The sequence below is a fragment of the Sphingobium sp. SCG-1 genome (assembly GCF_002953135.1).
In the GTDB taxonomy this organism is placed as follows: domain Bacteria; phylum Pseudomonadota; class Alphaproteobacteria; order Sphingomonadales; family Sphingomonadaceae; genus Sphingobium.
In genome coordinates this window covers 1,935,971-1,961,226 of record NZ_CP026372.1, presented here as the reverse complement: position 1 = coordinate 1,961,226, position 25,256 = coordinate 1,935,971, and the positions used below count along the sequence as shown (strand labels likewise).

Annotated in this window: 25 protein-coding genes; 16 read left to right on the top strand and 9 right to left on the bottom strand. The window is 58.4% G+C overall.

What is annotated here, in order from left to right; all coding sequences use genetic code 11:
- Positions 1-23: 23 nt before the first annotated feature.
- Together C1T17_RS08990 and C1T17_RS08985 are read left to right on the top strand one after the other, a co-directional pair.
- Positions 24-1,241, top strand: coding sequence for an FAD-dependent oxidoreductase (locus tag C1T17_RS08990; protein ID WP_104953156.1), 1,218 nt, complete (start codon positions 24-26; stop codon positions 1,239-1,241).
- 179 nt (positions 1,242-1,420) lie between these two features.
- Complete coding sequence (locus C1T17_RS08985; RefSeq protein WP_104953155.1) at positions 1,421-3,550, top strand: TonB-dependent siderophore receptor; 2,130 nt, start codon at positions 1,421-1,423, stop codon at positions 3,548-3,550.
- 278 nt (positions 3,551-3,828) lie between these two features.
- On the opposite strand, the gene C1T17_RS08980 is transcribed toward C1T17_RS08985, so the two are convergent.
- Both C1T17_RS08980 and C1T17_RS08975 read right to left on the bottom strand, forming a co-directional pair.
- Positions 3,829-5,202, bottom strand: coding sequence for an MFS transporter (locus C1T17_RS08980; RefSeq protein WP_223262872.1), 1,374 nt, complete (start codon positions 5,200-5,202; stop codon positions 3,829-3,831).
- Positions 5,190-5,729 carry a hypothetical protein gene (locus C1T17_RS08975; protein WP_104953154.1) on the bottom strand — a complete coding sequence of 180 codons (540 nt, stop codon included), beginning with the start codon at positions 5,727-5,729 and terminating at the stop codon, positions 5,190-5,192. Before C1T17_RS08975 ends, C1T17_RS08980 begins: the two co-directional genes overlap by 13 nt.
- Positions 5,730-5,864: 135 nt before the next feature.
- Here C1T17_RS08975 and C1T17_RS08970 point away from each other — a divergent pair, with 135 nt between their 5' ends.
- On the top strand, positions 5,865-6,758 hold the full coding sequence (locus tag C1T17_RS08970; RefSeq protein WP_104953153.1) for a LysR family transcriptional regulator: 894 nt from the start codon (positions 5,865-5,867) through the stop codon (positions 6,756-6,758).
- Positions 6,759-6,850: 92 nt separating this feature from the next.
- Here C1T17_RS08970 and C1T17_RS08965 read toward each other — a convergent pair whose 3' ends face one another.
- Positions 6,851-7,105 carry a hypothetical protein gene (locus C1T17_RS08965; protein WP_104953152.1) on the bottom strand — a complete coding sequence of 85 codons (255 nt, stop codon included), beginning with the start codon at positions 7,103-7,105 and terminating at the stop codon, positions 6,851-6,853.
- Between the two features lie 550 nt (positions 7,106-7,655).
- Here C1T17_RS08965 and C1T17_RS08950 point away from each other — a divergent pair.
- Positions 7,656-7,856, top strand: a complete 201-nt coding sequence (locus C1T17_RS08950) for a hypothetical protein (protein ID WP_104953150.1) — start codon at positions 7,656-7,658, stop codon at positions 7,854-7,856.
- A gap of 91 nt (positions 7,857-7,947) precedes the next feature.
- Here the strand turns inward: C1T17_RS08950 and C1T17_RS08945 are convergent, their stop codons facing one another.
- On the bottom strand, positions 7,948-8,364 hold the full coding sequence (locus C1T17_RS08945) for a DUF4279 domain-containing protein (protein WP_104952841.1): 417 nt from the start codon (positions 8,362-8,364) through the stop codon (positions 7,948-7,950).
- Between the two features lie 594 nt (positions 8,365-8,958).
- On the bottom strand, positions 8,959-9,759 hold the full coding sequence (locus C1T17_RS08940; protein ID WP_104953149.1) for a hypothetical protein: 801 nt from the start codon (positions 9,757-9,759) through the stop codon (positions 8,959-8,961).
- 125 nt (positions 9,760-9,884) lie between these two features.
- Here C1T17_RS08940 and C1T17_RS08935 point away from each other — a divergent pair, with 125 nt between their 5' ends.
- Genes C1T17_RS08935 through C1T17_RS08910 form a run of 6 tightly spaced genes read left to right on the top strand, consistent with a single transcriptional unit; the run spans position 9,885 to position 16,003 of the window.
- Positions 9,885-10,583, top strand: coding sequence for a DUF4129 domain-containing protein (locus tag C1T17_RS08935; RefSeq protein WP_104953148.1), 699 nt, complete (start codon positions 9,885-9,887; stop codon positions 10,581-10,583).
- On the top strand, positions 10,580-11,818 hold the full coding sequence (locus tag C1T17_RS08930; RefSeq protein WP_104953147.1) for a DUF4350 domain-containing protein: 1,239 nt from the start codon (positions 10,580-10,582) through the stop codon (positions 11,816-11,818). Before C1T17_RS08935 ends, C1T17_RS08930 begins: the two co-directional genes overlap by 4 nt.
- Entirely contained in the window at positions 11,815-12,771 is a 957-nt protein-coding gene (locus C1T17_RS08925) for an AAA family ATPase (RefSeq protein WP_104953146.1), read from the top strand. The genes C1T17_RS08930 and C1T17_RS08925 overlap by 4 nt, the downstream gene beginning before the upstream one ends.
- A 24-nt stretch (positions 12,772-12,795) precedes the next feature.
- Positions 12,796-14,109, top strand: coding sequence for a DUF58 domain-containing protein (locus tag C1T17_RS08920; protein ID WP_104953145.1), 1,314 nt, complete (start codon positions 12,796-12,798; stop codon positions 14,107-14,109).
- A complete protein-coding gene (locus C1T17_RS08915) occupies positions 14,106-15,125 on the top strand; it encodes a stage II sporulation protein M (RefSeq protein WP_104953144.1) in 1,020 nt (339 codons plus the stop codon). Before C1T17_RS08920 ends, C1T17_RS08915 begins: the two co-directional genes overlap by 4 nt.
- A gap of 5 nt (positions 15,126-15,130) precedes the next feature.
- Positions 15,131-16,003, top strand: a complete 873-nt coding sequence (locus C1T17_RS08910) for an RDD family protein (RefSeq protein WP_104955105.1) — start codon at positions 15,131-15,133, stop codon at positions 16,001-16,003.
- Between the two features lie 748 nt (positions 16,004-16,751).
- Here C1T17_RS08910 and C1T17_RS21275 read toward each other — a convergent pair.
- Positions 16,752-17,090, bottom strand: coding sequence for a hypothetical protein (locus C1T17_RS21275; protein ID WP_189338559.1), 339 nt, complete (start codon positions 17,088-17,090; stop codon positions 16,752-16,754).
- A gap of 440 nt (positions 17,091-17,530) precedes the next feature.
- Here C1T17_RS21275 and C1T17_RS08900 point away from each other — a divergent pair, with 440 nt between their 5' ends.
- Together C1T17_RS08900 and C1T17_RS21005 are read left to right on the top strand one after the other, a co-directional pair.
- Positions 17,531-17,971: a HEPN domain-containing protein gene (locus C1T17_RS08900; RefSeq protein ID WP_104953142.1), complete on the top strand. Its 441-nt coding sequence runs from the start codon at positions 17,531-17,533 to the stop codon at positions 17,969-17,971.
- 92 nt (positions 17,972-18,063) lie between these two features.
- Positions 18,064-18,255 (top strand): hypothetical protein, encoded by a 192-nt coding sequence (locus C1T17_RS21005; RefSeq protein WP_145958981.1) that lies wholly within the window; start codon positions 18,064-18,066, stop codon positions 18,253-18,255.
- Between the two features lie 392 nt (positions 18,256-18,647).
- Here the strand turns inward: C1T17_RS21005 and C1T17_RS08890 are convergent, their stop codons facing one another.
- Positions 18,648-20,351: a cation acetate symporter gene (locus C1T17_RS08890; protein ID WP_104953140.1), complete on the bottom strand. Its 1,704-nt coding sequence runs from the start codon at positions 20,349-20,351 to the stop codon at positions 18,648-18,650.
- Positions 20,348-20,656: a DUF485 domain-containing protein gene (locus C1T17_RS08885; protein ID WP_223262573.1), complete on the bottom strand. Its 309-nt coding sequence runs from the start codon at positions 20,654-20,656 to the stop codon at positions 20,348-20,350. Before C1T17_RS08885 ends, C1T17_RS08890 begins: the two co-directional genes overlap by 4 nt.
- 622 nt (positions 20,657-21,278) lie before the next feature.
- Between C1T17_RS08885 and C1T17_RS08880 the strand changes: the two genes are divergently transcribed.
- Together C1T17_RS08880 and C1T17_RS08870 are read left to right on the top strand one after the other, a co-directional pair.
- Positions 21,279-21,707: a hypothetical protein gene (locus tag C1T17_RS08880; protein ID WP_189338558.1), complete on the top strand. Its 429-nt coding sequence runs from the start codon at positions 21,279-21,281 to the stop codon at positions 21,705-21,707.
- 1,411 nt (positions 21,708-23,118) lie between these two features.
- Entirely contained in the window at positions 23,119-23,529 is a 411-nt protein-coding gene (locus C1T17_RS08870) for an NUDIX hydrolase (protein WP_104953136.1), read from the top strand.
- An 85-nt stretch (positions 23,530-23,614) separates the two neighbouring features.
- Here the strand turns inward: C1T17_RS08870 and C1T17_RS08865 are convergent, their stop codons facing one another.
- Positions 23,615-23,941, bottom strand: coding sequence for an NIPSNAP family protein (locus tag C1T17_RS08865; RefSeq protein ID WP_223262921.1), 327 nt, complete (start codon positions 23,939-23,941; stop codon positions 23,615-23,617).
- 347 nt (positions 23,942-24,288) lie between these two features.
- Here C1T17_RS08865 and C1T17_RS08860 point away from each other — a divergent pair, with 347 nt between their 5' ends.
- Together C1T17_RS08860 and C1T17_RS08855 are read left to right on the top strand one after the other, a co-directional pair.
- A complete protein-coding gene (locus C1T17_RS08860; protein ID WP_104953134.1) occupies positions 24,289-24,720 on the top strand; it encodes a DUF1810 domain-containing protein in 432 nt (143 codons plus the stop codon).
- Between the two features lie 79 nt (positions 24,721-24,799).
- On the top strand, positions 24,800-25,159 hold the full coding sequence (locus tag C1T17_RS08855; RefSeq protein WP_189338557.1) for a hypothetical protein: 360 nt from the start codon (positions 24,800-24,802) through the stop codon (positions 25,157-25,159).
- Positions 25,160-25,256: the final 97 nt, after the last annotated feature.

The window sequence follows — 25,256 nt, the reverse complement described above, 5'->3', positions numbered from 1 at the left end:
GAGACAAGGCGTAGGTTGCGTGCATGAGTGATCGAACCCGATCTCCTGTTGTGATCATCGGCGGCGGCCCCGCTGGAATGATGGCTGGCCTACTGTTCGCCCGCGCGGGCGTGCAAACCCTCGTGCTGGAGAAGCATGCCGACTTCCTGCGAGATTTTCGCGGCGACACCGTTCACCCATCGACGTTGAACCTGTTCGACGAGCTCGGCCTTCTCGAGGCACTGCTTGCCCGCGAGCATGACAAGATATCCGCGGTTGGCGCTGTAATCGGGGGCCGCGAATACCGGATAGCCGACTTCAGCTACCTTCCGGGCCGGGCGCCTTTCATTGCGATGATGCCACAGTGGCATTTCCTCAACTTCGTGGCGGATGCCGCGCGGCGGTTCCCCTCCTTCACCCTGCGCATGGAAGCCGAAGCGGTCGGCCTTATAGAGGGCACGAAACGAATCGAGGGTGTTAGGCTTGCAAATGGTGAAGCGCTGGAGGCAAGGCTGGTCATCGCCGCCGACGGTCGCAGTTCCCGCATGCGTGCGGCGGCCGCATTGCCACTGCAGGACCTTGGCGCGCCTATCGACGTGCTCTGGTTCCGCGTGCCCAAGGCGCGGACGGCAGACAACCGTACCCAAGGTTATATCAACCGGGGCGAGATGATCGTTACTATCGACCGGGGTGACTACTTCCAGTGTGCACGCGTGATCGAGAAAGGCGCGGCGGACAGGGTACGCGCCGCTGGGATCGAACGCTTCCGGGACGATGTGGCTGCGCCAGTTCCGTCGCTTTCGGCGAATATCGGAGCCATCGCCGACTGGGGCGATGTAAAGCTCCTCACTGTCTCACTCGATCGATTGCTCCGTTGGCACCGGCCGGGCCTCCTCGCGATTGGCGATGCCGCGCACGCAATGTCGCCAGTCGGGGGAGTGGGCATTAACCTTGCAATCCAGGACGCAGTCGCTGCAGCGAATATCCTCGCCACCGAACTCGCTGCTGGCGGCGACCCTGATCCGCTGCTCCACCGGATCCGCACCCGGCGGATGCTGGCAGTCCGCACCATCCAGGCTGTGCAGCGCGCAATCCACCGCAACGTCATTGGCTCGGCCATGCGCAACGACAAGCCGCGCGCACCGGCGGTGATCCAACTGCTTCAGGCAATACCTGCGCTTCAGGCTCTCCCGGCATGGCTGCTCGGCCTTGGAATCCAGCGCGAGCACGTCCACTCGCCGGACGCATCGAGACGAGCTTAGGCAAGCAGCCGACCCTTATACTACGTTCCCGCACCGATTTTTCAATTTATGCTGTGAAGCTAGAGCGTGACGCTGGCGTCAGCTTCCCTCGCACGGCCTCATCATGACGATGAGAGATACAATATTGCTATTGCAACTTAATATCACTAAGGGCTCGCCAGCAATTGGGGAGCAGAGTGATGATGAATTGGTACCTGTCGGCAAGCTGGATGACCTTGGCCTGCTTGGCCCCCTTAGCCGCACACGCTGGAGAACCGGCGGCGAATGACGTTGAGTCGGATCAGATCGTTGTGACAGGCATCCATTTGGGCGAGACCAATGCTGCGAAGTCGGACGTGCCCTTGATCGAAACGCCACAGGCCATTTCCGTCGTGAGTGCCGATACGCTCAAGGAGCGCGGCGTCACGCGCCTTGCGGATGCGCTGCGCACCGTCGCGGGCGTATCGCGCAGTAGCACCTACGGCTTTTTCGACGCCTACACGATTCGCGGCTATGATGCGGCCTATGGCAGCATCTATCTCGACGGCATTCTGAGCGAGGCCGGGGTCGGCAGCAACAACGAGTTGTCCGGGCTGCAACAGGTGGAAGCCGTCAAGGGGCCGGCCTCTGCCCTCTTTGGTTCCGCGCCACTGGGCGGCATCGTAAATCTCGTCAGCAAGCGGCCGCAGGCGGACGCCTTCATGGACCTGACGCTTTCGACCGGTTCCTATGATCTGGTCGAGGGCGTTCTGGATGCCAATACGCTGCTGACCGATGACGGCACACTCTTGGCGCGGCTAAATGTCGTGTATCGCGACGCTGGCTCATTCGTTCGCAATTCGGGGCAGAACCGCATCTATGCCTCTCCTTCGATCAAATGGCAGATAGCGCCCAATACCAACCTGACCTTGCTGGGGGTCTATCAGCGCGATCGCGACAATCCCTTTTCCCCTTTGAGTGCCTGGGGCACGGTGTTGCCCAGCGCCTTTGGCCCGGTGCCGATCGATTTCTCGATCAACAATGGCGGTGACCAGAAGCCAGTCTACAACCAGACTCGCAAGTCGATCAGTGCGATGTTCGACCACCGGTTCAGCGATGCTTTCGGGATCAGCCAGACTTTGCGCTATACGCATCGCACGGCCTACTGGGATCGCTGGATGTTCGCCGGCAGCTTCCTTGACGATGATGTCGTGGACGGCGTCCAGCAGGGTCGGACGCTGGGTCGCTATTATTACGGCCCCTATAGCTCCACTAACAAGGATTTCGCTGTCGATACGCGCGCGACGGGGAAATTCGCGATCGGCGCCATTCGCCACACCATATTGGGGGGTATCGACTATCGCCAGAACCGCGAACGCTATCACGGCGACGGCGATTTCGACGCCTCGCACTTCCCGCTCGACATATTGACGCCGGATTATGGCGCGCCGCTCGTGCCGACGCCCGCGCCCTATTCCGGAGACACCAGGAACAATCAACGCGGCTTGTATCTTCAGGATCATGTCACTCTGACCGATCGCCTGATCGTCACGCTCAGTGGACGATGGGATCGCGCCAAGTCCAACGGTGAGTTGCAGACTGCGTTCAGCCCCCGCGTCGGCGCGACCTATGAAGTCGTGCCCCACCTGGCTTTCTACGCGACTTGGGCGAAGTCCTTCACGCCCCAATTCGGATCGCAAATCGTCCTGGCCACCGACACGAACGGTGCGCCCAGCGTCATCGGCCAGGCTCCGCCCGAGCGGGGCCGGAACATCGAAGGCGGTATCAAGTTCGCGCCCGATGGCGGCACGCTGAGCGGAATGATCTCTGTTTATGATCTGAAGCGCTCGAATGTGCTGACCAGCGACCCGGCGTTTCCCAATTTCTCCCGCGTAACCGGCAAGCAGCGCAGCCGTGGCGTCGAGGTGGAAGGCCGATGGCATCCAGCGCCCGGCGCGACGATCAACTTGGCTTATGCCTATATCAGGGCGAAGGTGTTGGATGATGAAACTATTCCGGCTGGTACGGAACTGCAGAATATTCCCCGCCACAATGTCAGTCTTTATGGCCGCTATGTCGTACCTTCGGGACCACTGGCCAACCTGGGCGCAAACCTCGGCTTCGTGTACAACAGCAGTCGCAACGGAGCGGTGCCGGACGCGGTCTTATATCGGCTCGCCTCCTACATCCTTGTGGACGCAGGCCTGTCTTACACGATTGGCGACTGGAGTGTTCAGTTGAATGTCAATAATCTCCTGGGCGAGCGCTATTTCCCTGATTCCTGCTGCCTCGACCGGATCACGCCTGGTCAGCCGCGAAACTGGCGCCTGTCGCTAAGCCGCCATTTCTGATTCGGGCCGGTGGCGCCGACAAGAGACATCCGACAAAGGGTTTCACCCCGAAGCGGCGTGAAACTCGTGGCAAATCATACTCCACCCTGTAGTCGGTGGGTCAAAATGCTGGTTGTTACGATAATCTTCAACCGGATAAAGTAATCAACGGCACGCATGGACCGTGGGTTTGGGATCTGAATAAGTGAAGACATAACGGAAAATATATGGTGGGGATCAGTCGCACACGACCTTCTAAGACATTCAGCTTCCACAACTAGCTTCCTGGAAGCAGACCTTCATTCAACTGGTTGCAGCCGCAAAATGCTCGTCGCCCCTGATGCCAGTGTCATCAGTGCGCCGATGGCCAAACCTATACGCGGCGCAACAGCGAGCGATGCGAATGCAAACAAGAATGTCATCTGGAGCGCGCCTGCTATCTGACCGGTTAGCCTGGCGACGCCCTGCATGCCGCCCGCCGCGCCGCTGCGCTCGATCGGTGCGGACATGAACATATTGCGGTTGTTGGGCACATTGAACAGGCCGAAGCCCAATCCGCAGATCATCATGCAAAGACCAATCGCCGCGGGCTGGTAATATCCCGGGACCATGGCTGTTGCGCCCAAACCGGACGCGAGCAGGAGGCCACCGATGAAGCACAGCCAGGCAGTAGATGCATGATTGGCCAACCTCCCCGCGAGCGGACCCGCCAATGTGACGGTGAGCGGCCATGGCAACAGGTATAGCGCTGTCATCAGAGGTGAAAGTCCGAACGCATGCTGGAGATGGAATGGGAGGGCGACCAAGGCGGCGGTCTGTCCCGCGAAGCACAATATGGAAGCGATGACCGAAACACGAAATGATGACATCCGCAGCAGATCGACCGGGAGCAAGGGTGCCTCAGAATGGCCCTCTCGGCCAAAAAGCATCGCACCGGTCGACAATGCTCCGGCGAACATTGTGGCGGTCACTATCGGTCGGGAGGCTGCATATTCCGCACCGATCATAAGCAGAGCGAAAGTGGCAGTATTCAGCACAACGCTTCCAAGATTTAGCGAGCGACCCGTCCCCTCCAAGGCGGGCACTGTGCGTGTGGCTAACAGCACCAAGGCTCCAGTTGGCAGGTTGATGACAAATAGCCAAGGCCATGATCCTACAGTAATTATGGCTGCCCCGATCATCGGACCAGCGGCCGACGAAAGGGCTACGACAAGCGCGTTCCAGCCGATCGCGGTGCCCAGCTGATGCGGCGGGACAATGAACCGCAGCAAAGCGATGCCCAATGCCATGATAGCTGCGCCGCCTATTCCCTGAAGGAACCGTGCCGCTACCAGCCACGTCAGGGACGGGGCAAATGTGCAAAGGAGAGATGCGCCGGTGAAGAGCACGACGCCTGCGGTGAAGACACGACGGAGACCTATGCTTTCGCCCAGTGCGGCAGCCGGCAACAGCATGATGACCACGCCCAGTTGGTAAGCGGTCACGACGCGTATCGCCATGGCAGGCGTGACCGCCAGAGAGCGTCCGATCGTCGGCAGCGCGACATTCGCGATGGCGGCGTCGAGCACGGCAAGCGCCATGGCTCCCAGCACAGCGACGATCCCGCAGCCGTCCCACCCACCGGTGGCGTCGCCAGCACTCGCAGCGAGCGGCAACGCGGTCACGGTTCGCACCAGAAGCCGTCGCGCTGCACATAGCGTGTGATCTGGTGCGCGACCAAATCCTCGGCCTTGAGATCGCGCTCCGTAAAGCGGAAGAGCAGCGTCGGCCCTGCCACGCACAGCGTATCGTGAATGTCGCCGGGCAGATAGACCTGCGCCTCACCTGGCTTCACGAGTGTCTTATTGCGCTTTACGAGCCGTGCCTCACCAGCCGGACTCGCCGCGCGGCCATATGTACCCATCTCGCTCTCGCCTTGCTGGACAGCGTAGATAACCCAGCTTCGCCCATGGTCGTGAGGCGGGCGATAAAGCGCTGCCGGTTCGAAATGGGCCAGAAGGACGAAGCCGTGGATGGGATCGCGATAGAGTTCGCGGCTGGCTGGCTGGTCTCGGTGCAAATCCGCGAGCCACGGTTCATCCGGCGAAGCTGCCGCCAGTGCTTCCATCTGGACCCGGGCCGCCGCAACCTGCTCGGTGGTCAGTGGGCCCCATTGAGCACTGATCGCCGCCATCGCCGAGACCAGCATAGTTTTCGCCATTTCTTCCTCCTGTCGGTAGAGTTCGCTCGATCCCGACTGTCCAACAGGAATTTACGGGGCCGCGGAGACAGGCGGAAGACGCAGTATTTGCAACTTGTTCGTGCGTACAACGCCACCTCATGCCAGTATCGGGTGATGCAGACACCTGACCTGAACCTCCTCGTCGCCCTGGACGTGCTGCTGGAAGAAGGAAGCGTCGCAAGGGCTGCGAGGCGCCTGCGCCTGAGCCCGTCGGCGATGAGCCGTACGTTGTCGCGCTTGCGGGATGCGACGGGAGACCCGCTTCTGGTACGGGCAGGTCGCGGCCTCGTCCCCACCCCGCGCGCGCAGGAACTACGCGAACGTGTCGGTGCGCTCGTTCAGGACAGCCAGGCCCTGTTGAGACCTGCAGAGGCGCTCGACCTGTCGACGATAACGCGCACATTCACCCTACGTACCGCAGATGGCTTCGTCGAGAATTTTGGACCCCGCCTGTTGGCGCGCGTCAGTGCCGAAGCTCCAGGGCTTCGCCTCAATTTCCTTCAGAAACCCGACAAGGACAGTGCTCCGCTCCGTAACGGACGTATCGTCCTGGAGACGGCTGTCGTCGAGCCAATGATGGGACCTGAACTGCGCGCCCAAGCCCTGTTCAGGGACAGATTGATCGGTGTGGTCAGGGCGGCGCATCCGCTTGCTGGCAAGGCCCTTACCGCCAGGAGCTACGCGGCTGCACTACATATCGTCGTCTCTCGCACTGGCTTGGATGAAGACGCCGTGGAACGGCCCTTCCTGCCAGACGGATACTCACGGCGGGTTGGAAGTTCCGTGGGCGGATTTGCGACCGCCTTGGCCATCGCAAGAAATTCAGACCTGATCGCGACCGTACCCGAATTGCACACGGCGGCGCTTCGAGATGGCATGTTCAGCTTTCCGGTGCCGGTTACCACGACGGGCTTTACCGTATCGATGGTCTGGCACCCACGGCTGGATGCAGATCCAACCCATCGTTGGCTCCGCGCATGTCTACGCGCTGTATGTTCCCCGGAGTAGCGACCCTTATCGGCCGTCCAGCCGCCAGTTTTCGATCCTGGGTGCGGACGGTCTGCACTCGCAAGCTAACCGTATGCGTCTGATGGATCACATTAAGACGGATCGGCAGCAGTCAGTGTGCCGGTAATTTGCGCTTCCGCCGTGGTCGCATCAGCGATAAGCAGGCGTAGCGCCTTCGCGGTGTCTTCCAGAAGTCCAGCACCAAGAGGCCGCTCACCATTGATAAAACGGCGTACGGCCCGCTCGTCGATGCCAAGGCGCCGCGAGAAGGCGGTGGTGCCCCCAAACAGTTGAACGCAATAAGCAAAGTGCTCACGTTGCTCGTCCATCGAAATTGATGCGGCCATTGTTTCTCCTTTTCCCTCGCTATCGCCGACAATAGACTTTTCTGCGGATGAGTCGAAGCCCGACTATGGCCGCACCAGCGGATGATCTGCTAAGGTAGCCCATTGAACCGACGCGAAACATCTATCCGTGACTTGGAGAACGCATGGCTGATCTATACCGCAAAACATTGGAGTCAGAGCGCCGGAGCCTTTGGGCAGAGTGCAGACTGAAAGGTCTTGCCAAAGGCACGCCACAGCGCCTCCGTATAGCGGAACTGGACAGACTACTTGCGAAGCACACAGCGAAAAAGGGCGTTGCTCCTGATGCTACCGCCTCTCAGGCGTAGGTTGCCATGAACGGCTACGTCAAATTCGAAACGCCCGATGGCGATCTGGTCGCCATCAATGCGGATCGTGTAAGTTTCGTCCGGCGATATAGAGGCGGAAATAAGCCAGCGCGGTGAATTTCGAAAAGGGAAATTACATCGTCGTGAAGGGCGATATCGATGCGGTAATGGAAGCCCTCACTGAGGCATAACTATCGTAGAATTCGACCCATTTTGGCACGTCTATGAGCATCGTCGCAACCATCATGAATTCCGCCACCGGCCAGCCCATTCAGAAGATGACCTTTGGTCGTATGCCCAAACCATGGGCCAGCTTCAATTTGGAAACTGGTGAGCTGGTCGCCGCCGATCGCGTCCATGTGGGCAAGCCTGCGCCGGGAAAATTCGTGGCGCCAGTCGAGGTCTGGGTTACTCCCAAGGGCTGAACAGCGTGGGAGACGACGATCGCTTCTCCCATCGACCAATTTTGGTCGCTCTGCTTATCTAGCCTTGATGCCAAAAGCGGACTTCGGGAAATTATTCGGAGGCAGTGTGGGCATAGAGGTCAAAATCTATGGCAAGCCCGCGCGCCGATAGTGCGCCTAAGGTCTGAGGAGCCAACGTGATCCCGCCGGTCCAATCAACGAAATATCCGCCAACACTCATGTAGCAGTGGTAGCGCGCAGTAAGATATTTCCATACTTCGAGGTCATCCGTCAGCCTTGCTAACAGCGTTGATATTTGGTCATTGAGATCGACAGGAGTGTTCCAGTCACCACCAAGCTGCCACTTTCCAGTGCTCGCTTCGGTACATTTTCCGTGGCTACCAAGAAATTTCTCGCCTTTCGCAACCCCCAAGCGTGGCTCTGCACCCAACAGGGCTGTAATTTCTGATGGGACGAGATCATCCTCGTCGATCAACAAAGATACGCTGGCTCGTTGTAGATTATCCATCGCCTTTCCTACCCCGCATTATCGCAAGCGGGAAGCCATTCAGCGGCAGCTATCTCCGATGCTCAGCCCAATACCGGACGTTCCGCTCCCCACCCGTTAGCGCCCTTATGACGTCGGATTTGGTGCGAACGTAAACCGGACCGGCAGCATCTTCGAGACTCCCGCGACCTTCACCCCTCCCAAAGCGCAGAGGTGGGTGGATTTGCGACAGTCTGCTTTCCGGCTCAGAAGAGCGAAAATGTACATTTGGTAAGCCGATCAATCTATCGTTATATCTTTTACCCTATAACGCGCCCGTAGGTATGGTTTAGCCAGCAGCGGCCCGTCTGCTAAGTAGATTCTTCGACTGACACTAAACGTCGACCGGTTGTCGCGCCGGATACGGCGTCCTGACTTGTTAGGCGTTGCGTTGGGTTGCGCGGAGGCGGCTGGGTACAGCGTGACCATAGCCACCATCAACACCAATACGCGGAAACACTAAGGCCCCCCATTGCTCGCCTACGAGACTGGCAAGCTTTGCGAACGGAGCAACAGGACGTAGCGATTGAGCCGAGAGGCAGGCGATCCATGATCCAAAGCTTGTAGCTTAGCCTATCAGGCGAACACGTTGGCCAGTGCTTCGGCCTGCGGACCTTCCTTCCACTCACGTAGGGAAATGTAGAGGCTGGTCTGCGTCGCGCTCCAGAACGCCGTCATCAAAGTGCCGCTTATGACTGCAGCTATAATATAACTCACGGGCAGTTGGCCATCGGCCATCTGCGCGGCCAAGTTTTGCAAGCCGCCGCTCGCGACCATCATCACGCCGACCACTGACGAGAGCAGCATGAACACGACCACCAATAGGATCTGGAGCCCGAATATCTTCCAGCGCGCGCCTTTGGTGAGGAAGCGGCTCCGCCCGAACGCGGCAAACACGCCGGTTTCTTCGACGACCAACGCTGGCGCTGCTACGGACCACATGATGTAGAGCATGATGCCGGGGATCACGAGAAGAATAAAGCCGAGCATCAGGCCGAGGATCAGCAGAATGGTCAGGCCGATTAGCGGCAATGCCATAGACAGCCCGGTCCCAACGCTTTCCCCGAATGTTGCGCGCGATCCATTTGCATAGGCTGCCGTCGCACGTACAATAGCACCCTGCACCAACATTCCGAACATCAGGAATACGACGGATGATCCAATCGACAAGATGATCCCGGGCACCGCATTGTTCGGATTGGCCGCGAGCATCGCCGGGTTAACCAAGTAGGTATATAGCTGCTGCGGCAACGCGCCGAAGAAAAAAGCGATGCCGAATACGGGAACGGGGTTATCGCCCATTACGCCGAAAGCGCGGCGCAATATCTTGCCGATCGAGAACGAGCGTTCCTCGGTCCAGCCTGCGGTGGTCGCCATATATACTCTCCCCCTATTCATCCCCGCCGCAATTGCTGTCTTATTTTCGCGCGAATGTCACCTGCTGAATTGATTGCACTGGATAGTGATTAAGGTATGTCGGGTACATGCGGGGGCTTTAAGACATGGGTGGCGTCAGTACAGCGACCGATGAACGGCTGATCGCGGCGCATCGCGCGTTGCGTGCCGATGGCGAACTGCAGTTCAGCATGGTGCCCGCCGCCGGGCCACCGCCTACGCCTGCATGGCTCAAGGCGTTCGGTGAGTGGATGGAACATGTGCTTGCCCCGGTCGGCCGGTTCTTCTGGTGGATCAGCAGCTTCATGCCGGACGCGCCCTATGCGAAGATCATTCTGTGGTCGCTAATTGCCGCCGCCGCCGTACTGCTGCTCTGGACGATCTACGATCGGGTCCGGCACGGCGTCTGGCAACTGCCTCGCCTGCCCCGGCGACGATTCGCGACCGCTGCACAAATTGGCGCTGACGACACATGGAGTCCGAAAGCGGCTCCGGCGCGCGCTTGGCTGAAGGAGGCGGATGCTCTTGCGGCGCAGGGGCGTTTCGCCGACGCAGTGCATCATCTGCTTATGAGGAGCGTTGAGGATCTCGCTCGGCGTCGCCCGCAGATCGTGCGGCCTGCGCTTACCAGCCGCGAGCTTGCTGCAATCGAGGCTATCCCGTCTGCACCCCGCCGCTTGTTTGCAGAAATCGCCACCGTGGTCGAACGCAGCCTGTTCGGTGAGCGTCCGGTCAATGCCGATGAATGGGCACTCTGCCGGTCCGCGTACACGAACTTTGCCCAACCACGGAGTTGGGCAGGATGAACGATGTCGCAGGAGACACCGCAGGCGATGGCCTGTTCCGGGGGCGTACGGTAGCGCTTTTGCTGGCGCTCGGCATTCTGACTTTCATTGGTCTATTGTTGCTCGGTGCCTATGCGCCGGACCTAAGGTCAGGCCGCCACGGCGGCGCGCATGCCCTGTCCGATGCCGCGACCGGGTATAGCGGGCTGGTGACTTTGGCACATGCCACCGGCCGTAGTTCGCGCATCGTTCGTGATCCGCATCTGTTCAATACCGAAGATCTGCTCGTCATAACGCCCGAAGGCGGCGCTACGAACATCAGCACTGCGTTGCATGGTCGGGAAGCGAAACCGACGCTTTTCGTACTGCCCAAATGGCAAACAGCACCCGACCCCGGCCATTCAGGTTGGGTTCGACGCTCCGGCCTTATCCCGTTGTTCGAGCCGATCGGCGTTCTGTCGCCCGGCTATCGCTTTGCGATGCGGCGGCACCGTAGCAGGGGCGTGCCTCTCATAACATCTACCATTCCTTCCACAATCCGGTTCAAATCGCCACGACCGCTTCAGGTAATAACGGCTATGGAGGCGAACCAGAATGAAGACGGTACGACCCGGATATTGCATCCGTTGATTACCGATGGACAGGGCGGCACCGTGCTCGCACAATTGGGCGACGGGCCGCTATACGTTCTTGCCGATCCCGACATCCTGTCCAACATGGGTATGAGAGACGTGATGAACGCCGCGTCGGCGCTCGCGTTACTCGACTGGATGAACAGCAACCCGCCGAGCGGCATAGCTTTTGACGTATCCATGAATGGCTTCGGGCATTCGCAAAGCCCCCTGAAGCTACTCTTCGAGCCGCCTTTTCTGGCTATGACGCTGGCCATTACCGCAGCGCTACTGCTGGCAGGCGTGCATGCTTTCGGGCGCTTTGGGCCGATCCGTCCGCGCCAGCGTGCTATCGCCTTCGGGAAGGCCGCTCTTGTGGACAACAGCGCTGCGCTTATCCGCAAGGCGGGGCGAGAGGCGCGCATGGGCGGGCGCTATGCCGCCGTGATCCGCGAGCGGGCCGCCACTGCATTCGGCGCACCGGCGCGGCTGCCCGATAGCGCTCTGGACGCATATCTGGATGGGCCGAAGGGTACGCACAAATTTACCGATCTTGCAGGGGCGGCGAAAGCGGCCAACGACCGGCAAAGCCTGCTCGACGCAGCGCGGGCGCTGCATGCGTGGCAAAAGGAGAAAATCAGGTGATCGTAGAAGACGTCCGGGCGCTCGCGTCCGGCATCAGGCAGGAAGTGGGCCGCGCGGTTGTCGGGCAGGAACCAACCGTAGAGTTAATGCTCGTCGCCCTGTTCTGCGGCGGGCACATCCTGCTGGAAGGTCCACCAGGTACTGCCAAGACTTTGCTCGCGCAGAGTTTCGCGCGCGCCGTGGGTCTCGATTTCGGTCGTATCCAGTTCACGCCTGACCTGATGCCCGGAGATATCATCGGGGCCAATCTGTTCAATTTCCAGACGAGCAACTTCACTTTGACCCGCGGCCCGATCTTTACGGAGCTGTTGCTGGCGGACGAGATCAACCGCACACCGCCCAAGACGCAGGCGGCTTTGCTGGAGGCGATGCAGGAGCGCACCGTCACTATCGACGGTGAAAGCCTGTCCCTCGGCGATCGTTTCATGGTTGTCGCAACGCAGAATCCTATCGAGCAACAGGGCGTCTATCCACTGCCCGAAGCGCAACTCGACCGATTCCTTTTCAAGCAGACCGTAGGATATCCCGACGCTGCCGAAGAACGCCGGATCATCGCGACGCACGGCTCACATAGGCGCACCATGGACCCCGCAAGCTGGGGCGTGACGGCCGTTGCCGATGCAACGCGGATCGGGCAGGCCGTGGCGGCGGTTGCTAACGTGACGCTGGTCGACGAGGTGATCGACTACATCACCGCGCTCATCCGCGCGACGCGCGTCGTGGCCGATCTGCAAAGCGGCGCTTCGCCACGCGCAGGCGCAATGCTGGCGGGTGCCGCCCGTGCGCGTGCCGCGCTCGACGGGCGCGATTTCGTGATTCCCGATGATGTGAAGGCGCTGGCCCCGGCATTGCTCCGCCATCGCCTAATCCTGTCGCCCGCCGCAGAGATCGACGGCCGCATGATCGAAGATGTGGTCACGGCCATCATCGAAACCATAGAGGCTCCACGATGAGCCGACTTGGCTGAGCATCGGGCGGTGATCTATCCCACTCGAACCGCGATACTGACCGCCGCCGCCGGTGTGCCAGTGACGCTGCTGGTTGCGATGCTCGTCCCCGGCAGGTGGTATGCGGCGCTTGCATGGCCAGTTGCCGTGTTGGTGCTGACCTTGGTGGACGGAATGCGCGGCGCAAAGCCGGGACAAGTCGCGGCGCATGTGGAAGCCCCTCGCCATACCAGCGTCGGCGCAACCGTCGATGCCGTGCTAATTGTCGCATTAGCAGGGGCGGCTCCCGCACGCTTGCAGTTCGCGCTCCAGACGGGCGCATTGATCGAGCAAGGGGAAGACGATCTGCTCTGGCTGGAGCTTGTGCAGGGTAAAGGCGCAGCCATCGTCCCGTTGAAGGCTGTGCGACGCGGTACGGCACGAGTCGATCATCTCTGGTTACGGTGGCGTGGGTCGCTGGGACTGGCGTGGAAGCAGCGCGAGCTATCGCTGGACACCGCCATCGCCATTCTGCCCGATGTCCGTCCGGTGCATGAGCGCGGTGCGCAGATATTTCAGCGGAACGCCCTTCAGGGATTGATGACGCAAGTCGCTCGCGGTGACGGCACGGACTTTGATGCTCTAGTTGAGTTTCGATCTGGCATGGACCGGCGCGCTATTGACTGGAAGCAGTCGGCGCGCCACGTTAAATTGCACGCCAAGGAATATCGAACTGAGCGCAATAATCAGATCGTTTTCGCTGTGGATTGCGGGCGGCAGATGTCGGAACCGATTGCGGGACTGACTCGGCTCGATCGCGTGGTTTCAGCCATGCTGCTGACGGCTTGGGTCGCCCTGAAACTCTGCGACCGCGTGTCGCTACACGCCTTTGATTCCCGGCCGCGCATTGCCAGCGGCCTTGTCTCCAGCGCAGGCGCATTCAGCGAGCTGCAGCGTCTGGCCGCGCGGATCGACTATAGCAGCGAAGAGACCAATTACAGCTTCGCGCTGAGCAGTCTTGCCGCTCGGTTGACGCGCCGATCAATGATCGTGCTGTTCACCGAATTTACCGACCTCACGTCCGCCGAATTCATGGCGCGGGCCGCCGCTCGGCTGGTGGAAAAACACCTGTTGCTGGTGGTCGTCCTGCGCGACGAGGAACTGGAAGCGATCCTGGGCGCCGCACCGCAGACATCCGATGATGTCACACGCTCTGTGACAGCAGCAGCGCTGCTGCGCGACCGATTGATGGTGCTAACGCGCCTGCGTCACCTCGGCGCGCATGTGATCGAAAGCGAGCATGATCGCGTCGCCGACCGGCTCGTGCAGGGCTATGTCGATTTGAAGCGAAGGAACCTCCTGTGACTGCGATCGTGGAGGTGACCCAGACCGACAGCGGCCCGCTTGTGAACGCAAGCCGCTTTCGCGCGGCGCACCAATCGGACTGGGAGGGACTAGACCTTCTGCTGACACGGATGGAGAAGCGATCTGTCCGGTCATTGACCGACGAGGATATCTTGGCGCTACCGTTATTGTACCGGTCTGCGTTGTCGTCCCTTTCCGTTGCGCGGGAAACCTCGCTGGACCGGGCGCTCGTCACTTATCTCGAGCAGTTGTGTACGCGTGCCTACTTCCAGATTTACGGCGTACCGACATCTGCGGTTCGGCAGATCAGACAGTTTTTTGCTCGTGGCTGGCCAATAGCGGTGCAGGCTCTCTGGCGGGAGACAGTGGCGTGCTTCCTGCTGACCGTGGCTGGAGCAGTGGCGGGCTATTGGCTCGTCGCCAGTGACTCCTCCTGGTTCTACAGCATCATTCCCAACGCGATAGCGGGCGGCCGCGATCCTTCGGCCAGCGTCGAGACGCTGCGGGCTACAATTTATGGCAAGCAGGAAAGCGGGATGCTGGCGACGTTCGCGGTGTATCTGTTCACGCACAATAGCCAGATCGCGATCTTTGCCTTCGCTTTGGGTTTCGCGTTTGCGGTGCCTACGGTGCTGCTGCTGGTGTATAATGGCTTGATGCTGGGGGCGATGCTCGCCGTGTTTGCGCAAAAGGGTTTGGGCTTCGGCTTTGCAGGCTGGCTCGCGATCCACGGGTCCACCGAACTGTTTGCGATCATGCTATCGGGTGCAGCGGGTATTCGCATCGGCATGGCGGTTGCATTCCCCGGACGCGCGGCGCGGACAGAGGCGGCGGTGGACGCCGGCCGAAGCGCCGCAATTGCCGTTGCAGGCGTCGTTTGCATGCTTTTGGTTGCGGGCCTGCTCGAAGGAATCGGACGCCAGACGATCCAATCGGATGCCATGCGGTATGGCATTGGCATAGCGGCACTTGCGGGCTGGCTGGGCTACTTCTACTTGCCGCGGCGTCGCGCATAATGGTGATGCGATGGCCTTTCCGCAGGCGAAGCACCAGCGTAGCTTCCCTGCACCGCAACTTCCTAACCCCCGAAGGCGTGGACCTGCGGCTCGAACTTGGGAGCGCTGGCGCGCGCGCCACGGCATTCCTGCTGGATGCGTTGATCCTGCTGCTGACGCTGATCGCCGTCACCATCTTCGTGGCTTTGATGGGCTATGCAGGTGCCCGTGCCGAAATCTTCTCGATCCTCTGGCTGGTCGGCTTCTTCTTCCTGCGCAACGGCTGGTTCATTCTGTTCGAAATGAGCGGACGTGGTGCGACGCCTGGGAAACGCCTGCTCGGCTTGCGTGTCGTCGCGCGGGATGGCGCGCGGCTAACAGGCGGGGCGGTGATTGCCCGCAACGCCTTACGAGAGATCGAGGTGTTCCTGCCGCTATCGTTCCTTGGCATGCAGGCGTCGCAAAGCGCGGCGGACGGGTTCCTGACGCTGTTCGCTTTGTCGTGGAGCGGCATTTTCTTGTTCTTTCCGCTCTTCAATCGGGACCGGCTCCGCGTTGGCGATTTGCTGGCGGGGACATGGGTGGTGAACGATGCGCGTAGCAAGCTGGGGACTGACCTGACCGTGAGCGAGCGTGACCAGCCAAGCAGAATTTTCAGCGAAGCTGCGCTCAACCTTTACGGCATCTACGAGCTTCAAACTCTCGAAGAGGTTCTTCGGAAAGGCCGTGAGGACGCAATCGCGACCGTCGCGGCGACGATCCGGTACAAAGCGGGAATCGCCGATGACGGCGATGACGATGGATTCTTGTCCGATTACTATGCGGCGCTGTGCGTCCGCCTAGAAAGGGGCATAATGATCGGTCGACGCCGCGAGAACAAGAATACGGGTTCACACTAAGCAGCAACTACACTACGTTTGGTCACGTCGATCGCAGTTGTGATGTGGCTTTTTGCTTGCGCCACCGCGAAGGTTCCGGTGGCGACATGCATCGCCAATGCGACGCCCGCCGCTGATGTGCGGGTCGATAATCGGCGAATAGCCGCAGAACCGACCCGGACCCACAGTGTCGCTGCCGTTTGCCGGAATCGCGAATAATGCTGAGAGCATCACTGCTGCTGCAGTTATTATCTTCGCGCTTGCCTCCATAAGAATATCGGGTGACTGATATAGCGGTTTGCAATCCAATAGCGGAGGTCCGAAATCCACCCTGCATCGCCGTGCCAAACCAGACCGGCTTTGGACCAAAGTGGACCGGCAGCACGCGACCACAATCAGCCATTCAGGCGCGGTGTGAAGTAGCTTATAAGTGGGCGGCAACCGTAATCGTTTTGGAGGCATCATGCATAATGCTCGTCTTATCTGCGGCATGGCATATGCTGTGTTGGGGCTGGAATCGGCTCATGCTGCCGACCTTCCGTTAAAGATGAATTGTGAGGTAAGCGGTCATGGAGGTTGTGACGGCGACATATGCGTCGGAGCTGGAACTAAAGACCCGTCCATAAGGCTGACAATTTCTCGTGCCTCCCATACGCTACTCTTGAACGGACTTTCTGGAAGTATCGATGATGGCACGGGTGATCCCTATGCTGAGGGTAGCCACAGCGTCAGGTGGAAGTGGGGCATCATCGCCTTCGAAACATATCGATTAATCTAATTGCAGCCACGGAGAGTATTCATGACGCTCCACGGCGGTGGCAGCGAACTGGAATTTCATTGGGCAGTTTGAACGCCGAGGAATAGTGTCGGCTTTAGCAACCGAATTTCTCAAAACTAACCTTCCACAAACCACCCGGCATGGCCGCTTACGGAAGAAAAATTGTGATGATATTGAGCTGCAGCACAGCAGGCGGCCGATGGCGACACTCCCATAATTCCGATACGGTATAGAAATGATGTCACGGTCGATCTGGGCTGCTGTGCTGATAATAGGTCTATCAGACACCGCAACGGCGTGCGCGCCGTCCTCCGGGAAATTGCTGTCCAAGCATGAGGTATTCCGGCTCACGAGAATACAATTCGACCGCAGCGACGCCATCGTGGATGCCATTGTATTTCGTGATTCTCGCGGTAACCCTTTTTTGAGAGCGCTAAAGATTTGGAAGGGTCAGCATCAAAAAACATATAGAGTTTCTGGCGATGGCTGCGGCGTCTACTTGCCAGACGACGGGCAGAGGGTACGAGTTCTATTATATCGCGACGAGAATGGGTGGACGCTTGTTCAACCTGTGGTTAGCTATGGAAGAGGAATGCCATCGTATGACGGTATCATTGATAGTTATCTACGCAGCCCCCGTCCCAGCACCTTCAAGTCTGTCGGGTTGATCATGCCGCCTCCGCCCTGAAGCCACACGGCGGCAGCTTTCCACCCCTGAAGGCCGCTTCAGCTTATAAGGCTATCCGCGCAACCAATCAGCAGCCGGTCCGATGACTGCCCTGGCCGGGCATCATATGGGCGACTACAACTTTGCTGGAAGCTGCCCCGCCGGAAGCGACCAGTCGAGGTCGCTTGATCAATGGGCTGAACTGGCCGAATATTCTGGGTCACGAGCAGTACAAGATGCAGGTTGGGGCCGAACGGCTGCCTTTAACCTGCATCAAGCAACGGAAACGTCTTACGCCTGCTTCCTGCTCATGCGCACCCTCTATTTCCCTCGCTCGCACAACATCAAATTACTGCGCTCGCTTGCTAAAGACAGCGAACCTCGCCTGATCAATGTGTGGCCGAGCGCCGCCCGGCTTGATCGCCGCCGTTTCGAACTCCTGAAGCGCGCCTATGTCGAAGCGCGTTATTTGGCCAGCTACGAGATTAGCAATGATGACCTCGACGCACTTTCGCAGTCGGTCCGCGCCCTGCGCCAAAATTAAAGATCGTTTTATCGCAAATAGATATTCGATTTAGGCAGCGGCATTGGGTTTTCGATGAGGAACTAGGGCACAGCTTCGTAACTTTCTGCGCGATGCCTGAACGTCTTGACCAAATCCACACCGCCATCGATCTAGTTAGCATCCACGGCAGGCATGCCCGACAGATTGTTGTTGATGAGATTCTTGCCGCCATTCGTAACCATGACATGGTTACTGCCAAAGAATGGAACGATATCGGACGCGCCGTTGATGAGCGCCTTGATCGCGCCAACATCACAAGATGAGGTTGCTAGAGAAGTATAGAGCCGCCCATTCAAAAAGTATACTAGATCTACGACAGCTCGAATATTGAAGTCGAAAATACCTTTCACCCTGAGATTAGCTTAAGGCAAATCAAGCCCCGGACAGCTTCAAATTACATTTGGCTACTTGGGTAGCTCCGTTTCGTTATTCGCGCTGTAAAGGCATCTTCTAGCGTCTTGTAGAACATATTGATTGCCGCTCTGCATTTATTAACTAAATGCGGCTGGTTCTTGAAGCCGCCAGTCGGCTCTCGACCACTTGCAGACGTTCAGTCGCGATTTGAGGCACTCGAAAACGGCCGTTACATTGGACCTGCAAAGAATAGCCAAGTCATTCTTACTGGGCGTGCTTCCCGCCCGGAAGATAAGCCGCATCAGTGATCTGCTGACGCGGTCGCCGCACCCACCCCTGTCTCCGACCGGATGCGTTGCGCTTCATAGCCCGCCTTGTCGATGGCGGCGCGGGTACCTGTATCAAGTAGCGAGATCAGCCAGATGGCAAGGAAGCCTGCCGGAACAGAAAAGATCGCAGGAGAGGCATAAGGGAAGGGCGCGTTCGTCATGTGAAAAACGTTCACCCAGATTGCTGGCGACAGGATCGTCAGAGTGAACGCGGTCAGCAGCCCAACTGTGCCGCCGATCGCAACGCCGCGCGTGGTGCAGCCCTTCCACAGCAAGGACAGAATCAGCACCGGGAAATTGCCGGATGCTGCAAGCGCAAAGGCGAGGCTGACCATAAACGCCACATTCTGCTTTTCAAAAGCGATGCCCAGCAAGATCGCCATAGTCCCCAATGCGAGTGTAGTAATCCGTGAGACCTTCAACTCGCTGGCAGAGTCTGCCTTCCCCTTGCGAAGAACCGTGGCATAGACATCGTGGCTGACGGCGGACGCGGCTGAGAGTGTCAAGCCTGCCACTACCGCAAGAATGGTGGCAAAGGCGACAGCGGATATGAAGCCGAGGAACAGATTGCCGCCAATTGCGTGCGCGAGATGGATGGCAGCCATGTTGCCACCGCCCCGCAACATGCCACCACCGTCGAGATAGCCTGGTTCCGTTGCGACCAGCACAATCGCGCCAAAACCGATGATGAAAGTCAGCACGTAGAAATAACCGATCCAGGACGTTGCCCAGAGCACGGACTTGCGCGCCTCCTTCGCATTGGGGACGGTGAAGAAACGCATCAATATATGGGGCAAGCCTGCCGTGCCCAACATCAGCGCCAAACCGAAGGAAATGGCGGAGATGGGGTCCTTGATGAAATTGCCGGGCCTCATGATCGACCTGCCCTTTACGGCCGCTTCGCCCGGGGACGATCCGGCGGCAAGTGCGAGATCGGTCTTCACCGTGACAGCGCGGCGGAACAACGCTTCGGGCGAAAAGCCAAACTGCGCAAGGACCATGATAGCCATGAACGTCGCCCCTGCGAGGAGCATCACCGCCTTGATAATCTGCACCCAGGTCGTTGCGCGCATGCCTCCGAACAGGACGTACAGCATCATCAGGGCACCAACGATGATGACGGCGTAGGTGTAGGGCAGGCCGAACAGCAGCTTGATCAACTGCCCCGCGCCAACCATCTGCGCGATGAGATAGAAGGACACGACGAGCAATGTACTGCCTGCTGCGAAGCTGCGCACCGGCGGCTGGGCAAAACGATATGAGGCGACGTCGGCAAACGTGTATTTGCCAAGGTTTCTCAGCCGCTCTGCCATCAGGAACAGCAGGATCGGCCACCCGACAAGGAAGCCGGTCGAATAGATCAGCCCATCATAGCCATCGTTGAAAATCTGCGCCGAGATGCCGAGAAAGGACGCCGCGGACATATAGTCTCCGGCCATCGCCAGCCCGTTCTGGAATCCGGAGATTCCCCCGCCCGCCGTGTAGAAGTCCGCCGCGGTCTTCGTACGCTGGGCGGCCTTTTTGGTAATCGAGAGCGTGAGCGCGACGAACAGCGTGAACATGCCGATCGCGACCCAGTTCATGGGCTGGCGCTCAGCCTCCCCTTCCAATGCCGCGGCATAGGCCGGGAGCGGTAGCAGGGCGAGTGCGACGATCACGGCGCGCGCGACCTTCACTGGCGCGCATCCTTCAGGATTGCCATCATTTCGCGGTCGAACACAGTATTGGCTCGCACGACGTAAATGGCGGTCAGCAGAACGGCGAGAGCGATCAGGCCTAGCCCGACAGGTATGCCTACAGAGGTGACGCCATGCCCGATCGGCGTGGCCAGCCATTCTTTGCCGAACGCTACCAACATCGTAAAGCCAACAAAGGCGATGAACATTACAGCGGACATCATCCAGCCGAAGCGAGAGCGGCGCGCCACCAGGCCATTATAGCGAGGATGCTGTTTGATCGCTTCAATGAGCGCTTTCTCCACGGCTTTCCCCTCAAGGCTTTTTCTTGGGATTTTCTCTGCCGGTTAAAATACATCAATGCTACTACATTGATATTTAATTTTTGGCATAGCTGGGGAGCGTTGCGCATCTGATTTCGAGAGGAAGTCGAACGAGTACTGAATTAGTTGGCGTACGTTAGTCGGTTCCGCAAGCCGCCAAAGTACCAGACAAGGCACGTGGCCCAGCCTCGGCCACAGGCGACCATTTTTTTGCCGTTTAACTGGTCAATGGCATAACCTCAGGATCGTCATCACTGCTGAAGTAGTTGTCGATATAATTGGGCACCAATGATCTGCCCCCCCGCTGAGTGGCCCAAAGACTATGATAATCTGGACCACAAAGGGACGAAGAATGCCACTCAAAAAGCAGAAGCTGGAAGAGATTATTGGCAAGGTAGGCTGACCGCTTTGCGACATTTTCCCTCGTAAGCCGGCAGTCTGCAATCCACCCTTGCCGGGCAACAAGCGTGCGATAACGCCTTTACCGCAAGCTTCTTCGCTGGAAACGACCACTTTCGTCATTCCAAACGTCTGGGGAGGCTTTTAGAACCCGACGTTCCTGAGTAAATGAAGTCGCATGTCTAATAGACAGCGCATGTGGAAAATGGCAACGCTGGTCTGCGCGTTTCTTCATGGATCATTGGCTGCGGCTCAAATCCCGGAGGAACTTCAGTCTCAAGAATGCAAGTCGCTGTTCAGCCAGATATCGGCACAACCCGAAACTGATGCACTTATGGCGTGGTGGAAGGGCGATCATCGCTTTTATCAACTGATAGGGTTTGCGCTCTATGTCCCTCTAGGACCCGGCAATCCAATCGACCAAAGCGGTTTCACCGAGAAGCTGCAATCAGCCAACGGTCTAAAAACGCTTTTAGGCGTCAATGACTACGGTTCCTCACCAGATTGCGTCGGTTTCTACAAATCAGCTATCCGTTATGTGCCTCGTTACAATTCTACTATTTTAGATATCTCGCTGTCCGAAGGCATTCAGACAGCTTTATCCAAGCTCACTAAGGGGAAGACGACGCCGTAAGCAGAACGTCGCTTAGCCACCCTTGCTCGCCGCTCATAGCGTCCACCGACGCTGGCTTGGCATCCGCACGCCCCCATACCGCCTTCATGCGAGGCGAAATTTAGCCCGACGATGCCTAGCATGGGTGGAAAGCGGGGAAGGTGTTTGCGGCCTACTTCCTGTCATGCGAAAGCCAAAATAAAAGGAGTTGAGTTCCATCATCGCGCTCCTATTAATACGTTTAATAACAAAGAGGTGACCGAGATGGCATCCTGGAAAACAACAGCGTTTCTAGCCGCCGCGGTGACATTTTGTGGTTCGGCAAATGCGACGTCCGGCAACTCTTTACATCGGGCGGCTCCTCCCGCCGTCAGTCGGGTAACCGGTCCACCAAACGCAAGGACACTGCTTACGGACTCCACGGATCAAGTCTGCTTAATACGCAAGAATAATCATGAGCGCGTCTGTAAAAGCCGCGCGGACTGGCGCCGAGTAGCTGCGGCTCTGAAACCGACCAATTAACACGATCAGGTGTACCAAGGGCAGCAACCGCTGGCCTAACGTTGTTTACAATTCCGTTTCTACGTGTTGACACCCAAAACACCAACCGTGGTTAACACGGCGCTCCAAGCCCTAACAGCGAACTAGGGTGGTTAGCGGGCTGTCCAATTTCAGAAAGTAACGGCGGCAATCAGACATCAAGACCAGGGTGGGACGCGCTAATCTTAAGGTCTCTAGTTGTTTAGTCGCCGCCTTGCGTCTTACTTCGCGGGATTTGATGTACCCTGCGACAAACGGCGAGCGGCTAACCATTCAAAATACGAAACTCCTCCAGCAATCACTACTGCCGTGATAATGGCAAAGATGCTTGTCGGCGTAGTTGTAAGTTTGGGAAATGAACGAAACACCATCAAGAACACGCGAGCATTGCCCCAGGGGTTAATGCCCAAGAGAAAAACCGCCAGAAGTGGCGAGAAAACAAGCGCTTATTGAACGCGTAAAGCACTAAGCCGGTGTTCGCGGCGAGGCCAACCACTGTTCCTACTACATCAAAGACATCCCGGTCTGAAGAGCTGAAGACCCCCGAGAGAAACATAACCGAGTTAACGACGGCAAAAATCTTCCAACCCATAAATGCTCCGCCTGCGGGCTTTTCACGACGGGAATAAGCTGCTGATAGTAAAAAACCGATGAAATCCGTTCAAGGCAAATGCGGTAAAAGTTTCCGGCATTTGCGCACCTCTGGCTGTCGGGTCTTTGCGGTTGCCGACAATTCTGCACGCTCGCGAGTCTAGCCGTAATGTCCGCAGCAGAGAAATGATCATATCTGATAAAACGGCCAGAACTGGTCGTTTTCGTCAAAGCCAATTCTCAATCGAACATTTGTTGGAATGGAAATTGCGCTTGAGACCGCAACTGCTAGCATATTGGCATGTCAAATGAGCCCCCGCGCGTGATCCAGATGGCCGCCGCTTTAATCGACGACGATGCAGGCCGGTTGCTGTTAGTTCGTAAGGCAGGGACCGAGTGGTTCATGCAGGCCGGCGGCAAGATAGAGAACGGCGACAGCCCTTTGAGCGCCCTTCGTCGTGAACTTAGTGAGGAGATCGGGCTAGTCGTGGCCGATGCAGATTTGGGCTATCTTGGGCGCTATTCCGCGCCCGCTGCCAATGAACCCGGCCATAACGTCGAGGCCGAGGTCTTCCATGTGCGGATGCAGCATGAACCTATTACGCGGTCGGAAATTGAGGAGGCCGTATGGGTCGATTACCTCACCGCAATGACGATGCGCTTGGCACCTTTGACCCGCGACTGCATCCTGCCACTGTCCCGTACCCTCTGATCTGTACTTCGGAAATCTCGATCCAACCGGGACGACACGCGAGGCGGCGACAATCAGGCGAATGCCGCCGTCCGGCAACATTGCGTCACAACGACGGAGATAGCGGCGAAAGAAAGATGCGCTCGTAGCTTTTGAACGGCGGCTCCGCAAAACGCTTAATTATGGGACCGGCCTCCGGGTCAAGCGCGACCCGCATACGGTAGTTGTTGTAAGCGTCCTCATCCGGAAACCCGTAAAGGGCAATGGCAACATCTCCCGCCCCTTCCTGCCCCTTGTCAGGGAAACTGATAGATCTGTCGCTAGGTGCTGCGCGCGGCATGAAGAAGCCGTGGTGAACCCCGCCATGCCGTTCGATCAAACGGATCCAAGAGCGCCCGTAGGCCTCGAACTCCTCCAACCGATCGAGATCCAGGGAGTATCGAACCTCACAAAAAACTGCTTGGGTTGCATCAATACCTCAACAAAAAAAATCGGGGCAGCATCGTAAACCGCCTAATTGCCAGAAGCTACCAGTTCCGCCCAATGCGCGAAATCAGGTGATAGCCGACGCCCGTCACGTGGTGTCCGTCCGGCAAAAGCGAACGGCATTTTACGGTTAAAGCCGACACTTTCGGATTCCGCTCAGAATGACCGCTTGGCCTCATACCTCGTCATAAGTTGAATGTCCGCTTCCCGGAGCGGGAAAGTCGTAGTTGAGCGGCGAGGATTGGCGCAAAGCGGTCACGCGGAACGACCAGCTCCTGACCGCGTCGTACCTACATGACCAACGACCCGTACAACCTCCACCGCTTCATCGCGGCCCAACAGTCCACTTATGCGGCGGCCCTTGCCGAACTGCGCCAAGGCAGGAAGACCAGCCACTGGATGTGGTTCATTTTCCCCCAGATAGCCGGCTTGGGCCGGAGTCCTACTGCACAGCATTATGCTATCGCATCACCGGACGAGGCCCGCGCCTTTCTCGGGCACCCGACACTCGGCGAGCGCCTACAAACATGTGTGCAAACATTGAATGACCTGCCGCACGGCACCAGCTCATTCGGTGTGTTCGGAGAGGTGGACGCCACAAAGCTACGATCGTCCCTCACCCTGTTCGAGGCTGCGGGAGGCGGTGACCTCTTCAACGCCGCGCTGGACCGCTGGTTTGGCGGCGTGCGCGACGATGCTACCCTCCGGCTGCTGGCGCGGCAATGACAACAACGCGTCAGCATCCCGCCATCGAACACGAGCAGTCATTGATATAGGACTGGCAACCTGAATCTGGAGCAAATGAATGAGCAATCCATCAAAGCCGTGGGATGGGGCACTGGTCCGTAAATGGCTGGCGCGCCGCTTGGATGTTTCGAAACTCGATCAGGCGGCCGCCGACCGGCGCGGCTATGAGGCACGCGATGACTATGACAAAGCCGCCGCTGAAGAATGGGTATGCAATGCTCTTCAAGTACCTGATTGCACCGACGAGCAGGCCCTGCTTGCCCAGCGCCTCAAGGCGCTAATCGGCCAGGAGGAATATCATGCAACAGGCGTTTACGACGACGCGCGGTTCGAGCGCCATGTTCGCAGCCATTTGAGGAAAGTCGCCAAGATGGCCAAGGCGAATGAGGGGTTCGAGAAAACGCTGCATCACCCGTAAACGGTGTGCGCTTATCGGCACGAACGCAGGTCAGCAGGTATGTCTGAAGCCCGGCCGGGGCGGACGAAAGTGCGCCGCGATTGTCGCCCACCTTTCC

Excerpts from the sequence above, each read along its gene's own strand:
- C1T17_RS08880 (WP_189338558.1), top strand. The coding sequence starts at position 21,279 with ATGGCAACGCTGGTCTGCGCGTTTCTTCATGGATCATTGGCTGCGGCT.
- C1T17_RS08910 (WP_104955105.1), top strand. The coding sequence starts at position 15,131 with ATGCGATGGCCTTTCCGCAGGCGAAGCACCAGCGTAGCTTCCCTGCAC.
- C1T17_RS21005 (WP_145958981.1), top strand. The coding sequence starts at position 18,064 with ATGCCTGAACGTCTTGACCAAATCCACACCGCCATCGATCTAGTTAGC.
- C1T17_RS08900 (WP_104953142.1), top strand. The coding sequence starts at position 17,531 with ATGACTGCCCTGGCCGGGCATCATATGGGCGACTACAACTTTGCTGGA.
- C1T17_RS08940 (WP_104953149.1), bottom strand. The coding sequence starts at position 9,759 with ATGGCGACCACCGCAGGCTGGACCGAGGAACGCTCGTTCTCGATCGGC.
- C1T17_RS08855 (WP_189338557.1), top strand. The coding sequence starts at position 24,800 with ATGAGCAATCCATCAAAGCCGTGGGATGGGGCACTGGTCCGTAAATGG.
- C1T17_RS08930 (WP_104953147.1), top strand. The coding sequence starts at position 10,580 with ATGAACGATGTCGCAGGAGACACCGCAGGCGATGGCCTGTTCCGGGGG.
- C1T17_RS08950 (WP_104953150.1), top strand. The coding sequence starts at position 7,656 with ATGAGCATCGTCGCAACCATCATGAATTCCGCCACCGGCCAGCCCATT.
- C1T17_RS08935 (WP_104953148.1), top strand. The coding sequence starts at position 9,885 with ATGGGTGGCGTCAGTACAGCGACCGATGAACGGCTGATCGCGGCGCAT.
- C1T17_RS08975 (WP_104953154.1), bottom strand. The coding sequence starts at position 5,729 with ATGGCGAAAACTATGCTGGTCTCGGCGATGGCGGCGATCAGTGCTCAA.
- C1T17_RS08945 (WP_104952841.1), bottom strand. The coding sequence starts at position 8,364 with ATGGATAATCTACAACGAGCCAGCGTATCTTTGTTGATCGACGAGGAT.
- C1T17_RS08970 (WP_104953153.1), top strand. The coding sequence starts at position 5,865 with ATGCAGACACCTGACCTGAACCTCCTCGTCGCCCTGGACGTGCTGCTG.
- C1T17_RS08985 (WP_104953155.1), top strand. The coding sequence starts at position 1,421 with ATGATGAATTGGTACCTGTCGGCAAGCTGGATGACCTTGGCCTGCTTG.
- C1T17_RS08965 (WP_104953152.1), bottom strand. The coding sequence starts at position 7,105 with ATGGCCGCATCAATTTCGATGGACGAGCAACGTGAGCACTTTGCTTAT.
- C1T17_RS08870 (WP_104953136.1), top strand. The coding sequence starts at position 23,119 with ATGTCAAATGAGCCCCCGCGCGTGATCCAGATGGCCGCCGCTTTAATC.
- C1T17_RS08860 (WP_104953134.1), top strand. The coding sequence starts at position 24,289 with ATGACCAACGACCCGTACAACCTCCACCGCTTCATCGCGGCCCAACAG.
- C1T17_RS08990 (WP_104953156.1), top strand. The coding sequence starts at position 24 with ATGAGTGATCGAACCCGATCTCCTGTTGTGATCATCGGCGGCGGCCCC.